The sequence below is a fragment of the Corynebacterium sp. 2571A genome, from assembly GCF_055700935.1.
Genome location: NZ_JASTTE010000003.1, coordinates 190,937 through 207,084, shown reverse-complemented (window position 1 = coordinate 207,084; position 16,148 = coordinate 190,937). Strand labels below are relative to the sequence as shown.

Below are 16,148 nucleotides of genomic sequence, written 5' to 3'. Positions count from 1 at the left end.
ATCTCCTGATCCAGTTTTTAGGCCGTTAAATAGTATGTCACTTCGTCTTGACAAAATGCCAGACACCGCCCGCGATGCCCGCGAAAAGCAGGCACACGGTGCGAATATTATTGGCTAGTAGCTGATCCCCAGTTACTTCAACGCCAAACAAAAATATCGCGAAGAGCAGGATCCACACAACCAAAGGCAGCAGTACCACCAGGGTCCTCGAGCTCCACAGGCGCGCCGTTGTGGTCAGCACGTGGTTGAACAGGAACGCCACCACGATGGTTACCGGGAACGGCACGGGCCCCAGCCACACGTTGAGGTAGACAACCTCCAGCAGGCAGGACAGCGCCGCCCCGACGCAGAGCCAGGTCAGCCCGCCGACGGCCTCGGCGCGCGTGAAGTCGGTGCGGATGACCGCTTGCTCGCCGCTCATGACCCTAGCTCCCCCAGCAGTCCGCGGATGCCCTCGCCGAGCGGCGACGGTCCCTGGGCCAGTTGGTAGGACTCGGTGCGCGGCAGCGGCATCAGCAGTCGGTTGGACAGGGCGTAGCCGGTGGGCACCTCGGCCGGGTTGGCCGCCTGCACCCAGGCGGGTTCCGGGTTGGTCTCGGTGACGGTGCCGTCGCCGAGCCAGATCTGGGTCGCGTGCGCCGCCATCGCGCGCCGCTTGGCCTGGTAGGCGGCCGGGGTGAGCCGGACCTTGAGGTCGGCGCCGGCGTTGGTGAAGTTCTCCAGGTACTCGGCACTGGGCAGCTGCCAGCCCTCCGGCGGGCGCAGGGTCTCCAGGGCGCCCAGCGTCAGCTCGCGCTCGTAGATGGCCCACCACACCCGGGGAACGGCCCAGCCGGCCTGTTTGAGGGCCTGGTGGGTGGCCTGGTGCACCGCGATGTGGTCGGGGTGGCCGTAGCCGCCGTCGGGCCCGTAGGTGAGGACGGCATCGGGGCGTAGCTCGTCGATGAGCTGGGCGATGAGCTGGGCCGCTTCCGGCACGCGGTTGACCAGGGCGCGCGGGTTAGCGTGGGCGGCGGATCCGGCCATCCCGGAGTCGCGGAACTGGCCGGGCCCGCCCAGCAGCACTGAGCGCGCGCCCAAGTGGGCCACGGCGGCGTCTAGCTCCCCGATGCGGAATCCGCCCAGCTGGTCGGCCTCGTCCGCCACCAGGTGCTGGAATTTATCGCCGATGACCTCGCCCTCTTCGCCCAGCGTGGCCGTTGCGACGGTGACCTGGGCCCCGCGTCCACTCAGGCCGGCGATGGTGCCTCCGGTAAAGAGCGTCTCGTCGTCCGGATGCGCGTGCGTGACCAGCACGCGGTAGCCCGCAAGATCCAGGTTATTCTTCGTCACGTTCTCCTTCTTTCCAGGTTGGGGCGGATTCCAGCGACCACTCGGCGGGCCTGACCGCAGGGCCAGCGATGCCCCGGCCCACGGCGTGCACTCGGGTCTCGTCCACAATCGGCACGTAGAGGGTCTGTGCCGCGTTCAGGGCGCGCACCTGCTCGAGGGCCTGTTCGCCGGAGTATTCGCCTCCCAGGATACGCCCCAGCTGTACTGCGGCGTCCTCCGGGCAATAGCCGGACAGGTCGCCGACGACCTTGTCCGCGGGGCCCGGGCAGACGAAATAATCCGCGAAGTCCGCCGGCTGCAGGCTCAGATCGTGCCAGGCCAGGACGGCATCGGCGCGCTCGTTGGGCAGCAGCGTGGAGGCGATAACGGACATCTTCTCCCCGACCACCTCGGCGGGTATCCCCTGGCTGGTCAGCACGTCCACGAGGGCGTTCGCCGCGTTCGTGGCGGGCACGTCGGACGGGTCCGCGGCCAGCCGGATGGGCCGGTTCTCGGCGAGCTCACGCAGCGGGGTGAGATCCGCGCCCGCGCCGACCGGGTTGCGGGCCACGGACAGGTCGGCGCTGCGGCCGGTGGCCAGGCGCGCCAGCTGATCGGTGTCGACGAGGCTGGCTAGGGCGCGGCGGGCTGGGGCATCGGCAAGCGTGCGGGTGGACAGCTGGAGGCGCAGCTGCCGCAGCCCGCCCTGGGTCTGGGCGTCGACGCCGGGAACCAGGGACAGCGACTCCATGGTAGTCTGCTCCGGGCGGATGTCGGTGAAGCTGACCTGCCCGGTGCGCAGCATGTTGACGGCCTGCTGGGACGAGCGCATGTAGTGCAGCTCGACCACGTCCAGCTGGGCCGGCTCCGCGCCCCAGTAGCGGTCGTTGCGGTTCAAGGTGATCATCCCGCGGGCGTTGTCCACGGAGGCGACCAGGAAGCGCCCGGCCGAGGCCGGAATGTCGTTGGCCAGGGCCGCGCTGAAAGATGCGTCGCCCTCCTCCAGCAGATGGGACGGCAGGAGGTGGTGGAACAGCACGTGCCAGTCCGCCACGCGCGTCGACAGGTCGACGGTGACGATCTTGCCGCCGTCGGAGCTGTGGACCGCGCTAATTGCTTGGTAGGCAGCCGGGGACTTGACCCCCGGGGTGCTGCGCATCTTCTCCCACAGGTAGCTGAAGTCGGCCGAGGTCAGTGGGGTGCCGTCGGACCATTGGGCGGCCGAGGAAATCTCGTAGCGCAGGCGCTGGGCCACGCCCTCCGGGGGATCGACTTCCTCGGCGGAGTCCACCACGTCGGTATCGAGTTGATCGCCGTGGAAAACAGACGGCAGCACGAGGTCGGCGATGTCTTCGACGACTTGTTGGTTGTCGGCGAGCAGGTGCGGGTTGAGCCCGGCCTGCAGCGGGTCGACGCCGACGGCCACCCGGGAGCGCTCGGTCGGCTCGGGCGGCGGGGTGGTCGTGGTCGAGGTGGCCGAGGGCTCCGACGGCGCCTCTTCTACCACCGGCGGCGGGCCCGGGTTCGCCGCGCAGGCGCTCAGGGCCCCGCCGCCCAGCAGCGCGGCGCTTAGCAGCGCTATCGCGCCGCGAAACCGCTGTGTCACCGGTGCACCTGCCTTCTGGAAAAGAAATAAATCCCGCCCCACTTTAGTGCAGTGGGGACGGGATGAGGTAGTTAACGCTCGGGCGAACTACTTATTGAGCTGCTTGTTGCGGGAGGCCGCGCGCTTGCGGTCGGTCGCGGACAGGATCACCTTGCGCACGCGCAGGGCGTTCGGGGCGACCTCGACGCATTCGTCGGTACCACAGAACTCGAGGGCCTCCTCCAGGCTCAGGGTGTGGGCCTTGGCGAGGGTGACCGTGGCGTCGGCGGTGGCCGAGCGCATGTTGGTCAGCTTCTTTTCCTTCGTGATGTTGATGTCGATGTCCTCATCGCGGTTGTTGGCGCCGACGACCATGCCCTCATAGGCCTCGTCGCCCGGCTCCACGAAGAAGCTGCCGCGGTCGGCCAGCTGGGTCAGCGCGTACTGGGTGATCTGGCCAGTGCGGTCGGCGACCAGCGAGCCAGTCGGGCGGGACTTGATCTCGCCGGCCCAGACGTCCAGGCCGTCGGAGATGGAGTTGGCGATGCCCGCGCCGCGGGTCTCCGTCATAAACTGGGTGCGGAAACCGATGAGGCCGCGGGCCGGGATGCGGAAGACCATGCGGACCCAGTCGCCTTCGCGCACGTCCATGGACTGCATCTGGCCCTTGCGGGTGGCCATCAGCTGGGTAACCGCGCCCTGGTGCTCGGAGGGCACGTCGATGGTGATCAGCTCGTAGGGCTCGTGCACCTTGCCGTCGATTTCCTGGGTGACGACCTGCGGCTTGCCGATGGTCAGCTCGAAGCCCTCGCGGCGCATGGACTCGATGAGCACCGACAGCGCCATCTCGCCGCGGCCCTGGACCTCCCAGGCGTCCGGGCGCTCGGTCGGCAGAACGCGCAGGGAGACGTTACCGATGAGCTCCTGATCCAGGCGGGCCTTGACCATGCGGGCGGTGAGCTTGTCGCCGCCGCCGCGGCCGGCCATCGGCGAGGTGTTGACGCCGATGGTCATGGAGATGGCCGGCTCATCGACGGTGATGCGCGGCAGGGCCTCCGGGTGCTCCGAATCCGCGATGGTGTCGCCGATCATGATGTCGGAGATGCCGGAGATAGCCACGATGTCGCCGGCGATGGCGTCCTCGGCCGGCTGGCGCTCGAAGCCGACGGTGCGCAGCAGCTCCGCGACCTTGACGGTCTTGGTGTGCTGGTTGCCCTCGTCGTCGTAGTGGATCCAGGCGACCTGCTGGCCCTTCTTGATGGTGCCGGAGTAGATACGCAGCAGCGCGATACGGCCCAGGAAGTCGGAGGAGTCCAGGTTGGTCACGTGCGCCTGCAGCGGGGCGTCGATGGTGGCCGACGGCTCCGGCAGGACGTCGTAGATGACGTCGAAGAGCGGCTGCAGATCCTCACCGGCGGGCACGTTGCCGTCGCCCGGGTTCTCGGTGGAGGCGATGCCGGCGCGGCCGGAGGCGTAGAGCACCGGCAGGTCCAGCAGTTCCTCGGCGGCGGCCGCGGCCTCCGGATCGTCCAGGCCCGCGGCGATTTCCAGCAGGAGGTCTTGGGATTCGGTGACGACCTCGTCGATGCGGGCGTCCGGGCGGTCGGTCTTGTTGACGGCGATGATGACCGGCAGCTTGGCCTCCAGGGCCTTGGTCAGCACGAAGCGGGTCTGCGGCAGCGGGCCCTCGGAGGCATCGACAAGCAGGACCACGCCGTCGACCATGGAGATGCCGCGCTCGACCTCGCCGCCGAAGTCGGCGTGGCCCGGGGTGTCGATGACGTTAATAATAAGGTCGGCGCCATCCTTGCCCTTGCCCTTACGGGTAATGGCGGTGTTCTTGGCCAGGATGGTAATGCCGCGCTCTTTTTCCTGGTCGTTGGAGTCCATGACACGGTCCGTGTGTTCGCCGTGTTCGCCGAAAGCGCCGGACTGCTCCAGCATGCCGTTGACCAGGGTGGTTTTGCCATGGTCAACGTGGGCGACGATGGCGACGTTACGGAACTCAGTATGGGTCACGAATCGATTCTCCTTCAATGGAATCTTGGGTTGCCCGCCTTCCTTGCCGGGAGCAGGCTCTTGCCGCCCAGGCTCCCAGGAACGGGACATTTTTCAACGGGGTACTACGATACCCCGCCTGCTAGTTCGCTGCAGAATTGGCCACCGAAAAATCGACCCGCGCCCAAAACTCGCCGCCCGCCGAGCCCCGCAGCCACGTCCGCATTTACCGCAGCGCTGGGATGTGTAACGAAACCATTACATTCGACGAAAGATGAAGTAATAGTCACGTTCACAGTTGACTGTTGCCAAAAATTGAATATTGTTACTGAAGGTGAAGTTGTTACGGCTGTGACTAATGTGACCCAGGAGACTTGCAGACACAAAACCCGGGGCCAGTTTAGTCACCGCCGGACAACGACTTCTTCTACTAGAACTTATCCCCCACCCAAGGACTGCGTTCATCGTGACCATTTCCTCCGCGGACCACGCCAGTACTCCCGCAACGCACCGCCGGAGCCCGGGCTCCCGGCTCGGCCGCGCGGTAGCCATGTCAGCCGCGACCGCCGGGCTCATCGGCGCTCTCGTCGCCGCGGTCTCCCCCGCCGAGGCCACCGCGCAGGTCCCGGCTCCCGCCTCCTCAGCCGCGTCGTCGGCCGCCGAGCTGAGCGCGCAGCTCGAGGACGCCGTCGGCTCCTCGCTCCCGGTGGATCACCTGGGCCGGCCCACCCCGCAGGCGGCCCAGAAGGTGCGCGACTTCGCCTACCAGCCGTGGATGCCGGAGGACGCCCGCAACGCCATCCTGGCGGCCCTGGCGTATACCACCGGCCAGGGCGGCGGCGAGGCCGGCGTGGACATGCCCGTCGGCGGCCCGAACTTCCGGCAGTTCTACTGGCCGACCGTCTCCGGCCGTTGCATCGGCGGCACGCAGGATTCCGTGGGCTCGGCCATCGCGGTGCCGGGGCCGACCGAGATCCCCGCCCCCGGCGCCGGTGCCGGCGAAACCGCCTTCCTGTTCACCGCCCTTGGAACCAAGCCCGCCACGCCCAACCAGGGCCAGATGAGCGTCCACTGGTTCAACCTGAACAACTTCCGCAGCGGCGTCACCCCGCTGGGCAACCACGGGATCAACCCGGAGGGCCCGGCAACCATCTCGGGCCGCGCCGCCACCGGCCCCGGCACCGTGGTCGCCCTGCTCAGCGGCGCCGTCAACACCGAAGAGGGCAGCTGCCGCTTCGCCCCCACCGCCGCCATCGTGGAGGTTAAGTAAACCCATGAGCGTTGACTTGCACCCCGTCAAGGAAGAAACCTTCGACACCCGCGGGGACTTCAACATCGACCCGAAGGGCTTCAACCGCCCTGTCGACCGCTACGAGCGCACCGACTTCGGCCTCTACATGGGCCGCGGCGCCGACCACCCGCGCTTCGGCTACCTGGAGTCCTGGCTCCTGCCGGAGCTGCGCCTGCGCGCCAACATCTTCCACTTCCGCCCGGGCGTCGAGCACTCCCAAGACTTCTACTTCGACATCGCGGACATCTCCGTCAAGGACGAGGTGTGGTCCACCCGGGATCTCTACGTCGACCTGGTCTCCCTGACCGGCAGCCCGGTCGAGGTCCTGGACATCGACGAGCTCGCCGCCGCCACCTCCGCCGGCTACCTGAGTGCCGAGGAGGCCGAGGGTGCTATCGATGCCACCCTGACCGCCGTCGAGGGCATCACCCGCCACCGCGACGACGCCATGGAATGGCTGCGCCAGCTGGGCTTCCCGCTCACGTGGGCCGACGAGGTCGAGCTCGTCCCGGCCGGCAACGCCTAAGCCTTCCGATAGCCGCACGTGTTGCAGCCTCCGCGGATCCGGGGTAGATTGCAAACGCTTTAGCTGTTGCTTTTCAGCTTCTATTTCCTCATTTTTGCCCTCAAATTCACCTAGCACTGCCCGGAGAGTGGTTTCATGGCCGGTGGCCTTCTTGCCTTGTTCGATGACGTCGCGCTGATCGCGCGTTCGGCGGCCTCGTCGGTGGACGACGTCGCCGCGCTAACTGGCAAGACCTCCGCCAAGGCCGTCGGGGTGGTCGTCGATGACGCCGCCGTGACCCCGCAGTACGTCGCCGGGGTGGACCCCAAGCGGGAGCTGCCGATGATCTGGCGGATCACCAAGGGATCGCTGGTCAACAAGCTCATCATCATCCTGCCGGTGGCCCTCCTGCTGTCCTGGCTGGCCCCCTGGGCGCTGACCCCCATCCTGATGCTGGGCGGGGCTTACCTCTGCTTCGAGGGCGCCCACAAGATCGCGGCGAAGCTGCTGCCGGGCATGGAGGATCAGGAAACGCCGGTGCGCGAGTCCGGCCCGGAGGCGGAGGACTCCCTCGTGTCCTCGGCCATCCGCACCGACCTCATCCTGTCGGCCGAAATCATGGTCATCGCCCTCAACGAGTTAATGAGCGAGTCCTTCGGGCTGCGCGTGATTACGCTGATCACCATCGCCATCGTCTTTACCCTGGGCGTTTACGGCGCGGTGGCCGTGCTGGTCAAGATGGACGACATCGGACTGCGCCTGCTCGAGCGCCGCGAGGGCAACTCCCTGGTCGGCAAGGCCTTGGTCAAGGGCATGCCCTACGTCCTGCACATCATCGGCATCATCGGCACCGCCGCCATGTTGTGGGTCGGCGGCCACATCCTGACCTCCGGCCTGGCGGAGTTCGGCCTGAGCGCGCCCGCCGATGCCGTCCACCACCTGAGCCAGCTGGTTCCTGCCGGCGTGCTGGAGTGGCTGGTGGATACCGCCGGCTCGATGGTCTTCGGTTTCGTGGTCGGCGCCATCATCGTCGCCGTCGTCGAAGGTGTTCAGCATGTCCGGGCGGCCAAGTAGCACCACCCCTTGCCTGGGGATCAAGTCCCGGCTCGTCTACGTGGCCCTGGTGGTCGCCGCCGGGCTGGGCGCCGGCCTGGTGGGCATGGTCATGACGCTATTCGTCGACGCCTTGCTGCTGGTCGGCGCACACGACGATCCAGGCCCGGCCCACTGGGCCACCGTCGTCGGCGTGCCGGCGGCCGGCGGGCTGCTGGCCGGGGCCGGCTGGTGGTGGCTGCGCCGCGGCGGCCCAGTCCGCACCGTCGGCGACGCCCTGCACGACGGCCGCGGCCTGCCGCTGGTGCGCACGCTGGCCGATGCCGCCCTCCAACTGCTCGCCACCGGCACGGGCAGCTCCATCGGGCGCGAGAACGCCCCGCGCCAGGGCGCGGCCGCCGTAGCCGCGGCCCTGCCCCGGGACAAGAACTCCGCTAGCAGCGTCGCCGTCGAGCTGGTGGCCATCGCCGCCGGCGCCGGGTTGGGCGCGGTCTACAACGTCCCGCTGGCCGGTGCCATCTTCGCCTTCTCCGTGCTACGCATCACCCCTACCCTGCGCACGGTGCTCACCGCGCTGGCCGTATCCGGCCTGGCGACCGTGACCGCCTGGCCGGTGGTCGGCCACCAGGCCTTCTACACGCTGCCGGAGTTCTCCCCCAGCCGCGGGCTGGTCCTGGCGGCCGTGGCCTGGATGGTGGTGGTGATGCCGCTGGCCGGCGGCATCGGCGGCGCTTTCGCGGCGGGCGCGGACTGGGCCGGACGCCACCGCACCCCGCCGCGGTGGTACCTGCCGCTGACCGTCGGCGCGGCCGGGGCGGCCGTGGGCGCCTGCGCGCTGGTCCTGCCGCCAGTGCCAGGCAACGGCTTCGACATCATCCAGCTCACCCTCCACCTGGGCGGCAGCGGCGCGCTCTTTGCCTGCCTGCTGGTGGCCAAGCCGGCCCTGACGGTGCTGTGTCTGCGCTGCGGGGCCGTGGGCGGCACGCTCACGCCCGCGCTGGCGACGGGGGCGTCACTGGGCGGGGCCGCCGCGTTCTTCTTCCACTGGGCGGGCCTGCCGGGGATGGACAGCGAATACTCGATCATCAGTTGCGCGCTCATCGGCGCGGCCGCGGTGCTGGCGGTAACCCAGCGGGCTCCCCTGTTCGCCGCCGTCATCACCTGCGAGCTGACCGCCGCCCCGCTGTGGCTTATCGGCCCGATTGTCGTCTCCGCGCTCGGCTCGTTCTACCTCGCGCACAGGTCGCGGTGGGTGGCGCCCGCGCGGAAGGCTGCTACAGGAACAGCAGCAGGGACAGCGCCATGATGGCCATGCCGGCGATGACGCCGTAGATGGCGAAGTGGTGCTTGCCGGTCTCCTCGGCCGTCGGCAGCAGCTCGTCCAGGCTGATGAAGACCATGATGCCGGCGATGGCGGCGAAGCTAATGCCCATCGTCGCCGGGCCCAGCAGCGGCATCAGCAACAGGAAGCCGATGAGCGCGCCGAGCGGCTCCGCCAGGCCGGAGACCAGCGCCCACCAAAAGCCCTTGGCACGCGATCCGGTGGCTTCCCGCAGCGGCACGGCCACGGCGATTCCCTCCGGGATGTTGTGGATGGCGATAGCTACCGCGACCGGCAGCGCGACCTGGACGTCCTCGAGTCCGGCCAGGAAGGTGGCAAAGCCCTCCGGGAAGTTGTGGATGGCCAGCGCGCCGGCGGTGAACACGCCGGTCTTCATGAGCCGGCGCCGGCGTGCGACTTCCTCGGTGGTGCCGGGCTCGTGCGGATTGATTTCCTCCGGCACCAGGCGGTCGATGATCGCGATGACGGCGATGCCCGCGAAGAACGCGCCGACGGCCGCCCAGGTCCCGGCGCGCGCGTCGGCGAAGGCCTCGGTGAGCTGGGCTTTGCCCTCGGGGAGGATCTCGACGAAGGAGACATAAAGCATCACGCCGGCCGACAGGCCCAGGGCCCCGGCCATGAATCCGGGGCCCGGGTTGCGGCGGCTCACGGCGATGGCCCCACCTATCGCGGTGGACAGGCCGGCGAGCAGCGCCAGCCCGAAGGCGAAGGCGATGGTGGGCAAATCGTGCATGCCCCCTACCTTAAGGGGCGGGGCCGCCGGCCGCCGTTATTAGTCCGCCTTAACCCCGCTGTCGTCGTCCGGATCGACGCCGCTGTTGTCCTCGGCGATGTACTCGCCGGTCTCGTAGTCGTAGCCGACGGTGTTGCCTTCCTCGTCGGTGCGGGTGTACCACTCGGTGACCTCGTCCGCGGTGGAGTCGAAGTCGGCGCCGGTGGCGTAGTCGGATTCGCTGGGCGTCGGCTCGATGCTCAGGGCGAAGTCGTCGCCGTAGTCGCGCACGCCGTGGACGACGGCGTTGGAGATCGCCTGGGACTCGTAGTGGGCGCGGATACTCATCGGGTCGTTGCGCAGCTCGCGCACCAGGGCCACGCACATGGCCACGATAATGACAGCGAAAGGCAGCGCGGTAATGGTGATGAGGTTCTGCAGGCCCTGCAGGGCATTGCGGCCGCCGGCCAGCAGGATCACCACGGCGATGCCGGCCATGCACAGGACCCAGAAGATGGTGATCCAGGGCGTGGGCCGCGGGTTGCCCTTCTGCGTCATCTGCGAGTTAACCAGCGAGGCCGAGTCCGCGGTGGTCACGAAGAAGACCGCGAGCATCACCATCACCAGCGGCGCGACGATCTCGGTGCCGGGAAGCTTGTCCAGAACCACGAAGAAGATTTCCTCCGGCGCGGGCATGGACTCCGCGGTGCCGTCCGGGGCCACGGCGCTGGACTGGCGCTGCAGCCAGATGGTAGTCCCGCCCAGGATGGTGTAGGCGCCCACGATGATGGCGGACGGGATGAAAAGCACGCCCAGGATGTACTGGCGGATGGTGCGCCCGCGCGAAATCTTGGCCACGAAGACGCCGACGAACGGCGCCCAGGAGACCCACCAGGCCCAGTAGAACGTGGTCCAGGCCGAGAGGTAGGCCTGCATCTGTTCGCCCTCGCCCATGTTGGCGGCCAGCATGTCCGGCATGGAGCCGACGTACTCGACGACCACGGCCGGCAGCATATTGGCCAGGAACGCCGTCGGCCCGACCACGAAGAAGAAGATCGCCAGGCCGAGCGCCAGGGCCAGGTTGATGTTGGACAGCCAGCGGATGCCGCGGGCCACGCCGGAGACCGCCGAGGCGATCGTGCCGATCGATAAGACCATGATGATGACCAGCGCCAGGGAGTTGCCCTCCGGCGACCAGCCGGTGACCACCTCGACGCCGCGGCTAATCTGCAGCGCGCCGATGCCGAGCGTGGCCGCCGTACCAAACAGCGTGGCGATGATCGCCAGGCCGTCGATGACCCGGGCCTGCCAAGAGTCGTTCTTCTTGGTGCCCAGAAGCGGCAGCAGGATGGAGCTCATCAGCGGCACGCGCCCGCGGCGATAGGACACGTAGGCCACGGCAAGGCCGACGATGGCGTAGATGGCCCAGGCGTTGAGGCCCCAGTGCATGGCCGCCTGCGCCATCGCCCCCATCATGGCTTCCTCGCTGGCGGCTTCGTAGGCCCCGGGCCGCGGCGACAGGTAGTGACTGAGCGGCTCGTAAGGGCCGAAGAAGATGATGCCGATGCCGATACCGGCGCCAAAGAGCATGGCCGCCCAGCTGACCGTGGAGAACTCCGGTTTTTCCCCGTCCACGCCCAGCGGGATGCGCCCGTAGCGGGAAAAGGCCAGGATGAGCAGCAAAAAGACCAGCCCGATGGCCAGCACGGTAAAGATCCAGCCCAGGTTCGTCATGACCCACTCGAGGGCGACCGAGGAGGCATCGAAAACCTGCTGCGGGGCCAGCACACCCCAGATGATAAACGCCACGATGAGGCCGCCGACCACCACCAGGATGGGCTTGTCCACCCCGTACTTGATCTTCTGGTCCTCGATGGACACGCCCGGCACCAGCGCCGGGTGGATGTTGTGCGGGTAGATGATGTCCTTGAGCACCCGCTTGGCCTGCGGTAGGCGCCCCGGCTTGCGGTTGTGCCCGGCGCCGCGCGTGGCCGGAGTGGGGTCCGGCTGCGAGCCGGCCGGCGAGCTAGATGAAGACTCGTGCTGCGAAATGAGGATCCTCCTTGCCCTAGAAACTTGGAACCCGAGTGGATATCCGAGTGGATAACAGAATAGACAGAAAACACATAAGTCGATACTTCTATGGCGTATACCATAACGTACTGTGTGCTGGACTTCTCCACTTTGCGCGAACCTTCACCCTAGTAATCGGGTAAGAACGCCGGAGTGCTCGATAGACTGTCTGGCAGAAAGGGCTTTTCCTCATCTGCTGGCTCTCATCTGCTGGCTCTCACTTGCTAGCCTGCTAACCGAGTCTTGGCCGAGCCCACCCGTTTCCTCTAGCAACCGCAGGAGCGCCGCCTAATGCGTAACTACCATCTGCCCGCCCAGTTCCTCGGCGTGGAGCACCTGGCCCTCCTGGATCACATCACCGCCGCCCCGGTGCTGAGCCTGCCCGGCCTGGCCGGCGAGCCGCAGGTCCTAGAGGTCAGCCTGGAGCCCCTGCCGGCCGGTTGGCGGGTCCGGGCGTCTGTGGGCATCATCGCGACCGTCACGGCGGACGAGGCCGCCGCCTTCCCCGCCCTAGACCGGCTGCGGCGCGCCGGGCTGGTGCCCACCACGTGGGCGCAGTGCGAGATCGCCGACCGAACAGTCGAGGTCGGCATCCACCTGGGCCCTAACGAATGGTTGGTGCCGGTCAACACGGTTCCCGCCCAAGCGGTCCTCGTCGACGGCGGCCAGCCCGCCGCGGTGGATACTTCCCGCGGGGATCTGCCCGACGATTACGCCGCGTACAGCCACGCCTGCCAGCTCATCGTGCGCGTGGACATCCAGGCCGCGGAGCTTATCGTCAGCACCGAGGACCACGTGCTGGGCACCATCGGCGCCCCGGCCGACTACCCCGCCCTGACCGCGGCCCTGGACGCCGCCGGGACCCGGATCGTGTGTGCGCGCGCCTACGTGGCCGACGGCAGCATCGCCGTCGATGTCCCCGCCGACGCAGAATCCCTGCGTCTGCGCCCGGCCCCGCCCGCGCTGCCGGACGCCCGCGCCTGGCCGGCCCGCCCCCAGCCGCTTACCCAAACCTGGGACGTCACCCTCGACTGCGCCGCCTTCCCGCTGCCCACCCCGGGCGGCCGGCCGGTCCTAGGCCCCGACGAGACCACCCAAGACGCGGCCGCCAAACCCTCCTTCGGGCCTTTCCCGAAGCTGCACCACGACCCGCCGGCAACGGATTAGCGGCACCCGCTAGCGCAGCTCGCGGTGCCCGGCGTCGATCCGGCGGGTGATGCGCTGGGCATCGAAATGCTCGAGCACCGGGATGACCACGCGGCGGGTGGTCCCCAGGGCCTGCCGCGCCTGCGAGGTCGTAAACGGCTGCTCCAGCTCGCCCAGGCGGGCCTTGGCCCACTCCAGGCTGGCCGGCACCAGCACGACCCCGCCGCCCAGGCGCACCACCCGCCCGGCGCGCTCGGCGGCGGCCAGCTCGGTCTGCCCCAGGCCCCACGCTTCCAGGTCGCCGGCCTCCGGAGCGGCGCACGGGGCATCGGCCAGCCGCTTTTCCAGCTTGGCGATGCCCTCCTCCGCCGCGCCCAAGTCCGCCTGGCGCCCCGGCAGGCTGAGCAGCCCGCCGGTGGAGCTCACCTTCGCCGCGGCGACGACAACCTCCAAAAGCTCCTCGCCGGGTAGGACCAACAGGTGGACCGCGGCCACGCGCGGCATGCCGGCGGCTAGCGGGTTGTCGGCGAAGTAGGCCTCGAGCGCACCGAGCAGCTCGGTCTTCCACTCCGCGACCGCGCGGGCGCTCATCCACCACCCGCGAAAGGCGACCACGCCGGCCGGCCGGTTTTCCGTATCCAGACCCTGACGGGCCAGGTCCTCGACGCGCACGGCCTTGCGGCGGCGCACCTGTTCCCCGGCATCGCTGGCGTCGGTAATACCCGCCAGCACCTGGCCGCGCCGGGTCCCGTCCCCGCGGCGGTTGAGCTCCGGCGGGGCGACGTCGATGACCTCGACCCCGGCCAACACGTGGCGCGCGCCCGAGCCGCGCAGGATGAGGCGGTCCCCGACCACGACCGGCAGCGGCTCCGGCAGCTGCAGGCGAGCGTGCTGGGCGTCGAAGGGGCGTACGTGTACGCCCACCCCGGCGCTGCCTAGATGCGCGACGACCTCCTGTGGAACCTCGTCCAGGTTCCGGCCCGTCGTGCGCCGCACGTCGATGACGCGGGTGGCCTCCCACTGGCCCGGGGTGGCCAGCACGTCGCCGCGGTGGATGGTGCCGGCGTCAATGCCGCGCAGGTTCACCGCCACCCGGCTGACCGGCCGGGCGCAGTCGATGGCGGAGTTCTCACTGTGCAGCCCGCGCACCTCGACCTCGCGCACGCCGGTGGCCTGGAACAGGCTCAGCGTGTCCCCCGGGCGCAGCGTGCCGGCCACCAGGGTGCCGGTAACCACGGTGCCCGCGCCGGTGATGCTAAACGACCGGTCGATCCACAAGCGCACGGCGGCTGCCGGATCCGGTTCCGGGCCGACCAAGCCGTCGAGGGCCTCGAGCAGCTTATCGATGCCCTCTCCCGTCACCGCCGAGACCTCCACCACCGGCGCCTGCGCCAACGGCGTGCCGGCCAACTCCCGCTGGACCTGGGCGGCGGCGTTTGCCCGCTGCTGCGCGTCCGCCTTGTCCGCGCGGCTTAGTACCACCACCGCGCGCTCGATGCCCAGGGTCACCGCGGCATCTCGGTGATCGCTGCTCTGGGCCTGCCAGCCCTCGTCCGCGGCGACGACGAAGAGCAGGATGGGCGCCGGGCCCAGGCCGATGGGCCCCAGCCCGGCCAGCATATTGCCTAGGAAACGCTCGTGCCCGGGCACGTCGACGAAGGCGACGTCCTCGCCGCTGGGCAGCGTGGTCCACGCGAAGCCCAGATCAATAGTTAGGCCCCGGCGCTTTTCTTCCTCCCACCGGTCCGGCTCCATGGTGGTCAGCGCCTTGACCAAGGTCGACTTGCCGTGGTCGACGTGGCCGGCAGTAGCGATGACCTGCATTTAGATAGCCTCCTTCAAGGCTGCGAGCAAGGTTTCGTCCGCGGCGGGTGGCACGCAGCGCAGATCCACCAGGCAGCGGCCGTCATGGACGCGCGCGAGCACCGCCGGTCTCCCCAGGCGCAGCCGTCGTGCGACCTTGTCCTCCAAGGCGATGGCGTAGCCGGGCAGCGGGTATTCCGGCGCCCCGCCGCCGCCCACGCGGCCGGCGTGCTCGACTATGTCAGCCCCCAGCTGCGCGGCCATCGCCTCGGTGCGCTCTTTCAGCGACTCCGCACTCACGTGCAGCGCGTCCGCGACGGCATTTCGCGGCGTGTTCAGCGCGGCCTCCAGGGCGTTTAGCCGCAGCTTATCCACCCGCAGCGCGCGGGCCAGCGGGTGCTTCTTCATGCGGGCGATGGCCTCCCGGGTGCCGAGGAGGATCCCGGCCTGCGGGCCGCCCAGCAGCTTGTCCCCGGAGGCGATAACCACGTCCGCGCCGGCCGCCAATTGGGCGTGCAGGTCGGGCTCATCCGGCAGCGTCGCGTCTGGGGTCAGCAGGCCCGAGCCCAAATCCACGATGAGGCGCACATCGTTTTCCTGCGCGACCGGGCGCAGCTGCTCCACCGAGACCGCGCTGGTAAAACCGGTGATCCGGAAGTTGGAGGGGTGCACCTTCAAGATGGCGCCGGTCTCCGGACCAATAGCTCCGACGTAGTCGTGGAGGTGGGTCCGGTTCGTCGCCCCGATCTCGCGCAGGCGCACGTGCGAGGACTCGATGAGCTCCGGCAGGCGGAAGCCCGCGCCGATTTCGATGAGCTCTCCCCGGGAGATAATGACTTCCTGGTGCGGCGCCAGCGCCGCGGTAGCCAGCAGCAGGGCGGCCGCGCCGTTGTTAACAATGAGCGCGTCCTCGGCCGCCGGGCAGGCCGCGAGCAGCGCGTTAACCGTCCCGAGTCCGCGGTGCTTGGAGCGCAAACCCGTCTTCAGGTCCAGCTCCACGTCGGTGTAGCCGGCGGCGGCGACCAGGGCATCGACGGCCGCGGGCGGCAAGGGGGCGCGCCCCAAGTTCGTGTGCACGATAACGCCCGTGGCGTTGATGACCGGTCGCAGCGAATACGGCTGGGCGCTGCCGACGCGCCGGGCGACCTCGGCCACCACGTCCTCCGGCGGCACCTGCCCGCGGCGGGCCTGGTTGAGGACGCCGTCGATGATGGTGCGAATCAATGGCTCAGACACGTGGGACCGGGCTTGGTCGACCTCGGGCAGTTTCAGCAGCTCATCGGTGCGCGGGATGTTGCGGCGCGGGTCAGTCACGGCACTCCTGGAAAA

General features: G+C 68.8%; 13 protein-coding genes. 5 read left to right on the top strand and 8 right to left on the bottom strand.

All coding sequences use genetic code 11. The annotated features are described in order from the left end of the window. Positions 1–37: 37 nt before the first annotated feature. The 4 genes from QQS53_RS07390 to typA all read right to left on the bottom strand — a co-directional run bounded on the left by QQS53_RS07390 (position 38) and on the right by typA (position 4,915). Positions 38–421, bottom strand: a complete 384-nt coding sequence (locus tag QQS53_RS07390; RefSeq protein WP_472775228.1) for a hypothetical protein — start codon at positions 419–421, stop codon at positions 38–40. Beyond that, a complete protein-coding gene (gene mshB / locus QQS53_RS07385) occupies positions 418–1,332 on the bottom strand; it encodes an N-acetyl-1-D-myo-inositol-2-amino-2-deoxy-alpha-D-glucopyranoside deacetylase (protein ID WP_472775227.1) in 915 nt (304 codons plus the stop codon). Before mshB ends, QQS53_RS07390 begins: the two co-directional genes overlap by 4 nt. Then, positions 1,319–2,917: an ABC transporter family substrate-binding protein gene (locus QQS53_RS07380; protein ID WP_472775226.1), complete on the bottom strand. Its 1,599-nt coding sequence runs from the start codon at positions 2,915–2,917 to the stop codon at positions 1,319–1,321. Before QQS53_RS07380 ends, mshB begins: the two co-directional genes overlap by 14 nt. 87 nt (positions 2,918–3,004) lie before the next feature. Then, positions 3,005–4,915 carry a translational GTPase TypA gene (typA, locus tag QQS53_RS07375; protein WP_472775225.1) on the bottom strand — a complete coding sequence of 637 codons (1,911 nt, stop codon included), beginning with the start codon at positions 4,913–4,915 and terminating at the stop codon, positions 3,005–3,007. Between the two features lie 529 nt (positions 4,916–5,444). On the opposite strand from typA, the gene QQS53_RS07370 reads away from it, so the two are divergent. The 4 genes from QQS53_RS07370 (at position 5,445) to QQS53_RS07355 (ending at position 9,049) form a co-directional block, all read left to right on the top strand. Continuing rightward, a complete protein-coding gene (locus QQS53_RS07370; protein ID WP_472775460.1) occupies positions 5,445–6,164 on the top strand; it encodes an Rv1157c family protein in 720 nt (239 codons plus the stop codon). 4 nt (positions 6,165–6,168) lie between these two features. Continuing rightward, positions 6,169–6,711 (top strand): ribonuclease FAU-1 family protein, encoded by a 543-nt coding sequence (locus tag QQS53_RS07365; RefSeq protein ID WP_472775224.1) that lies wholly within the window; start codon positions 6,169–6,171, stop codon positions 6,709–6,711. A 135-nt stretch (positions 6,712–6,846) separates the two neighbouring features. Continuing rightward, positions 6,847–7,764: a DUF808 domain-containing protein gene (locus QQS53_RS07360; RefSeq protein ID WP_472775223.1), complete on the top strand. Its 918-nt coding sequence runs from the start codon at positions 6,847–6,849 to the stop codon at positions 7,762–7,764. Further along, a complete protein-coding gene (locus QQS53_RS07355; RefSeq protein ID WP_472775222.1) occupies positions 7,745–9,049 on the top strand; it encodes a chloride channel protein in 1,305 nt (434 codons plus the stop codon). The genes QQS53_RS07360 and QQS53_RS07355 overlap by 20 nt, the downstream gene beginning before the upstream one ends. On the opposite strand, the gene zupT is transcribed toward QQS53_RS07355, so the two are convergent. Both zupT and QQS53_RS07345 read right to left on the bottom strand, forming a co-directional pair. Then, positions 9,018–9,818 carry a zinc transporter ZupT gene (gene zupT / locus QQS53_RS07350; RefSeq protein ID WP_296203133.1) on the bottom strand — a complete coding sequence of 267 codons (801 nt, stop codon included), beginning with the start codon at positions 9,816–9,818 and terminating at the stop codon, positions 9,018–9,020. The two genes, QQS53_RS07355 and zupT, sit on opposite strands and share 32 nt — an antisense overlap. Positions 9,819–9,857: 39 nt before the next feature. Further along, positions 9,858–11,732 (bottom strand): BCCT family transporter, encoded by a 1,875-nt coding sequence (locus QQS53_RS07345; RefSeq protein ID WP_472775221.1) that lies wholly within the window; start codon positions 11,730–11,732, stop codon positions 9,858–9,860. A gap of 429 nt (positions 11,733–12,161) precedes the next feature. Between QQS53_RS07345 and QQS53_RS07340 the strand changes: the two genes are divergently transcribed. Beyond that, entirely contained in the window at positions 12,162–13,037 is an 876-nt protein-coding gene (locus tag QQS53_RS07340; protein WP_472775220.1) for a hypothetical protein, read from the top strand. A 9-nt stretch (positions 13,038–13,046) separates the two neighbouring features. Here QQS53_RS07340 and selB read toward each other — a convergent pair whose 3' ends face one another. Together selB and selA are read right to left on the bottom strand one after the other, a co-directional pair. After that, positions 13,047–14,840, bottom strand: coding sequence for a selenocysteine-specific translation elongation factor (gene selB, locus QQS53_RS07335; protein ID WP_472775219.1), 1,794 nt, complete (start codon positions 14,838–14,840; stop codon positions 13,047–13,049). Continuing rightward, positions 14,841–16,133: an L-seryl-tRNA(Sec) selenium transferase gene (gene selA, locus QQS53_RS07330; protein WP_472775217.1), complete on the bottom strand. Its 1,293-nt coding sequence runs from the start codon at positions 16,131–16,133 to the stop codon at positions 14,841–14,843. Between the last annotated feature and the right edge of the window lie 15 nt (positions 16,134–16,148).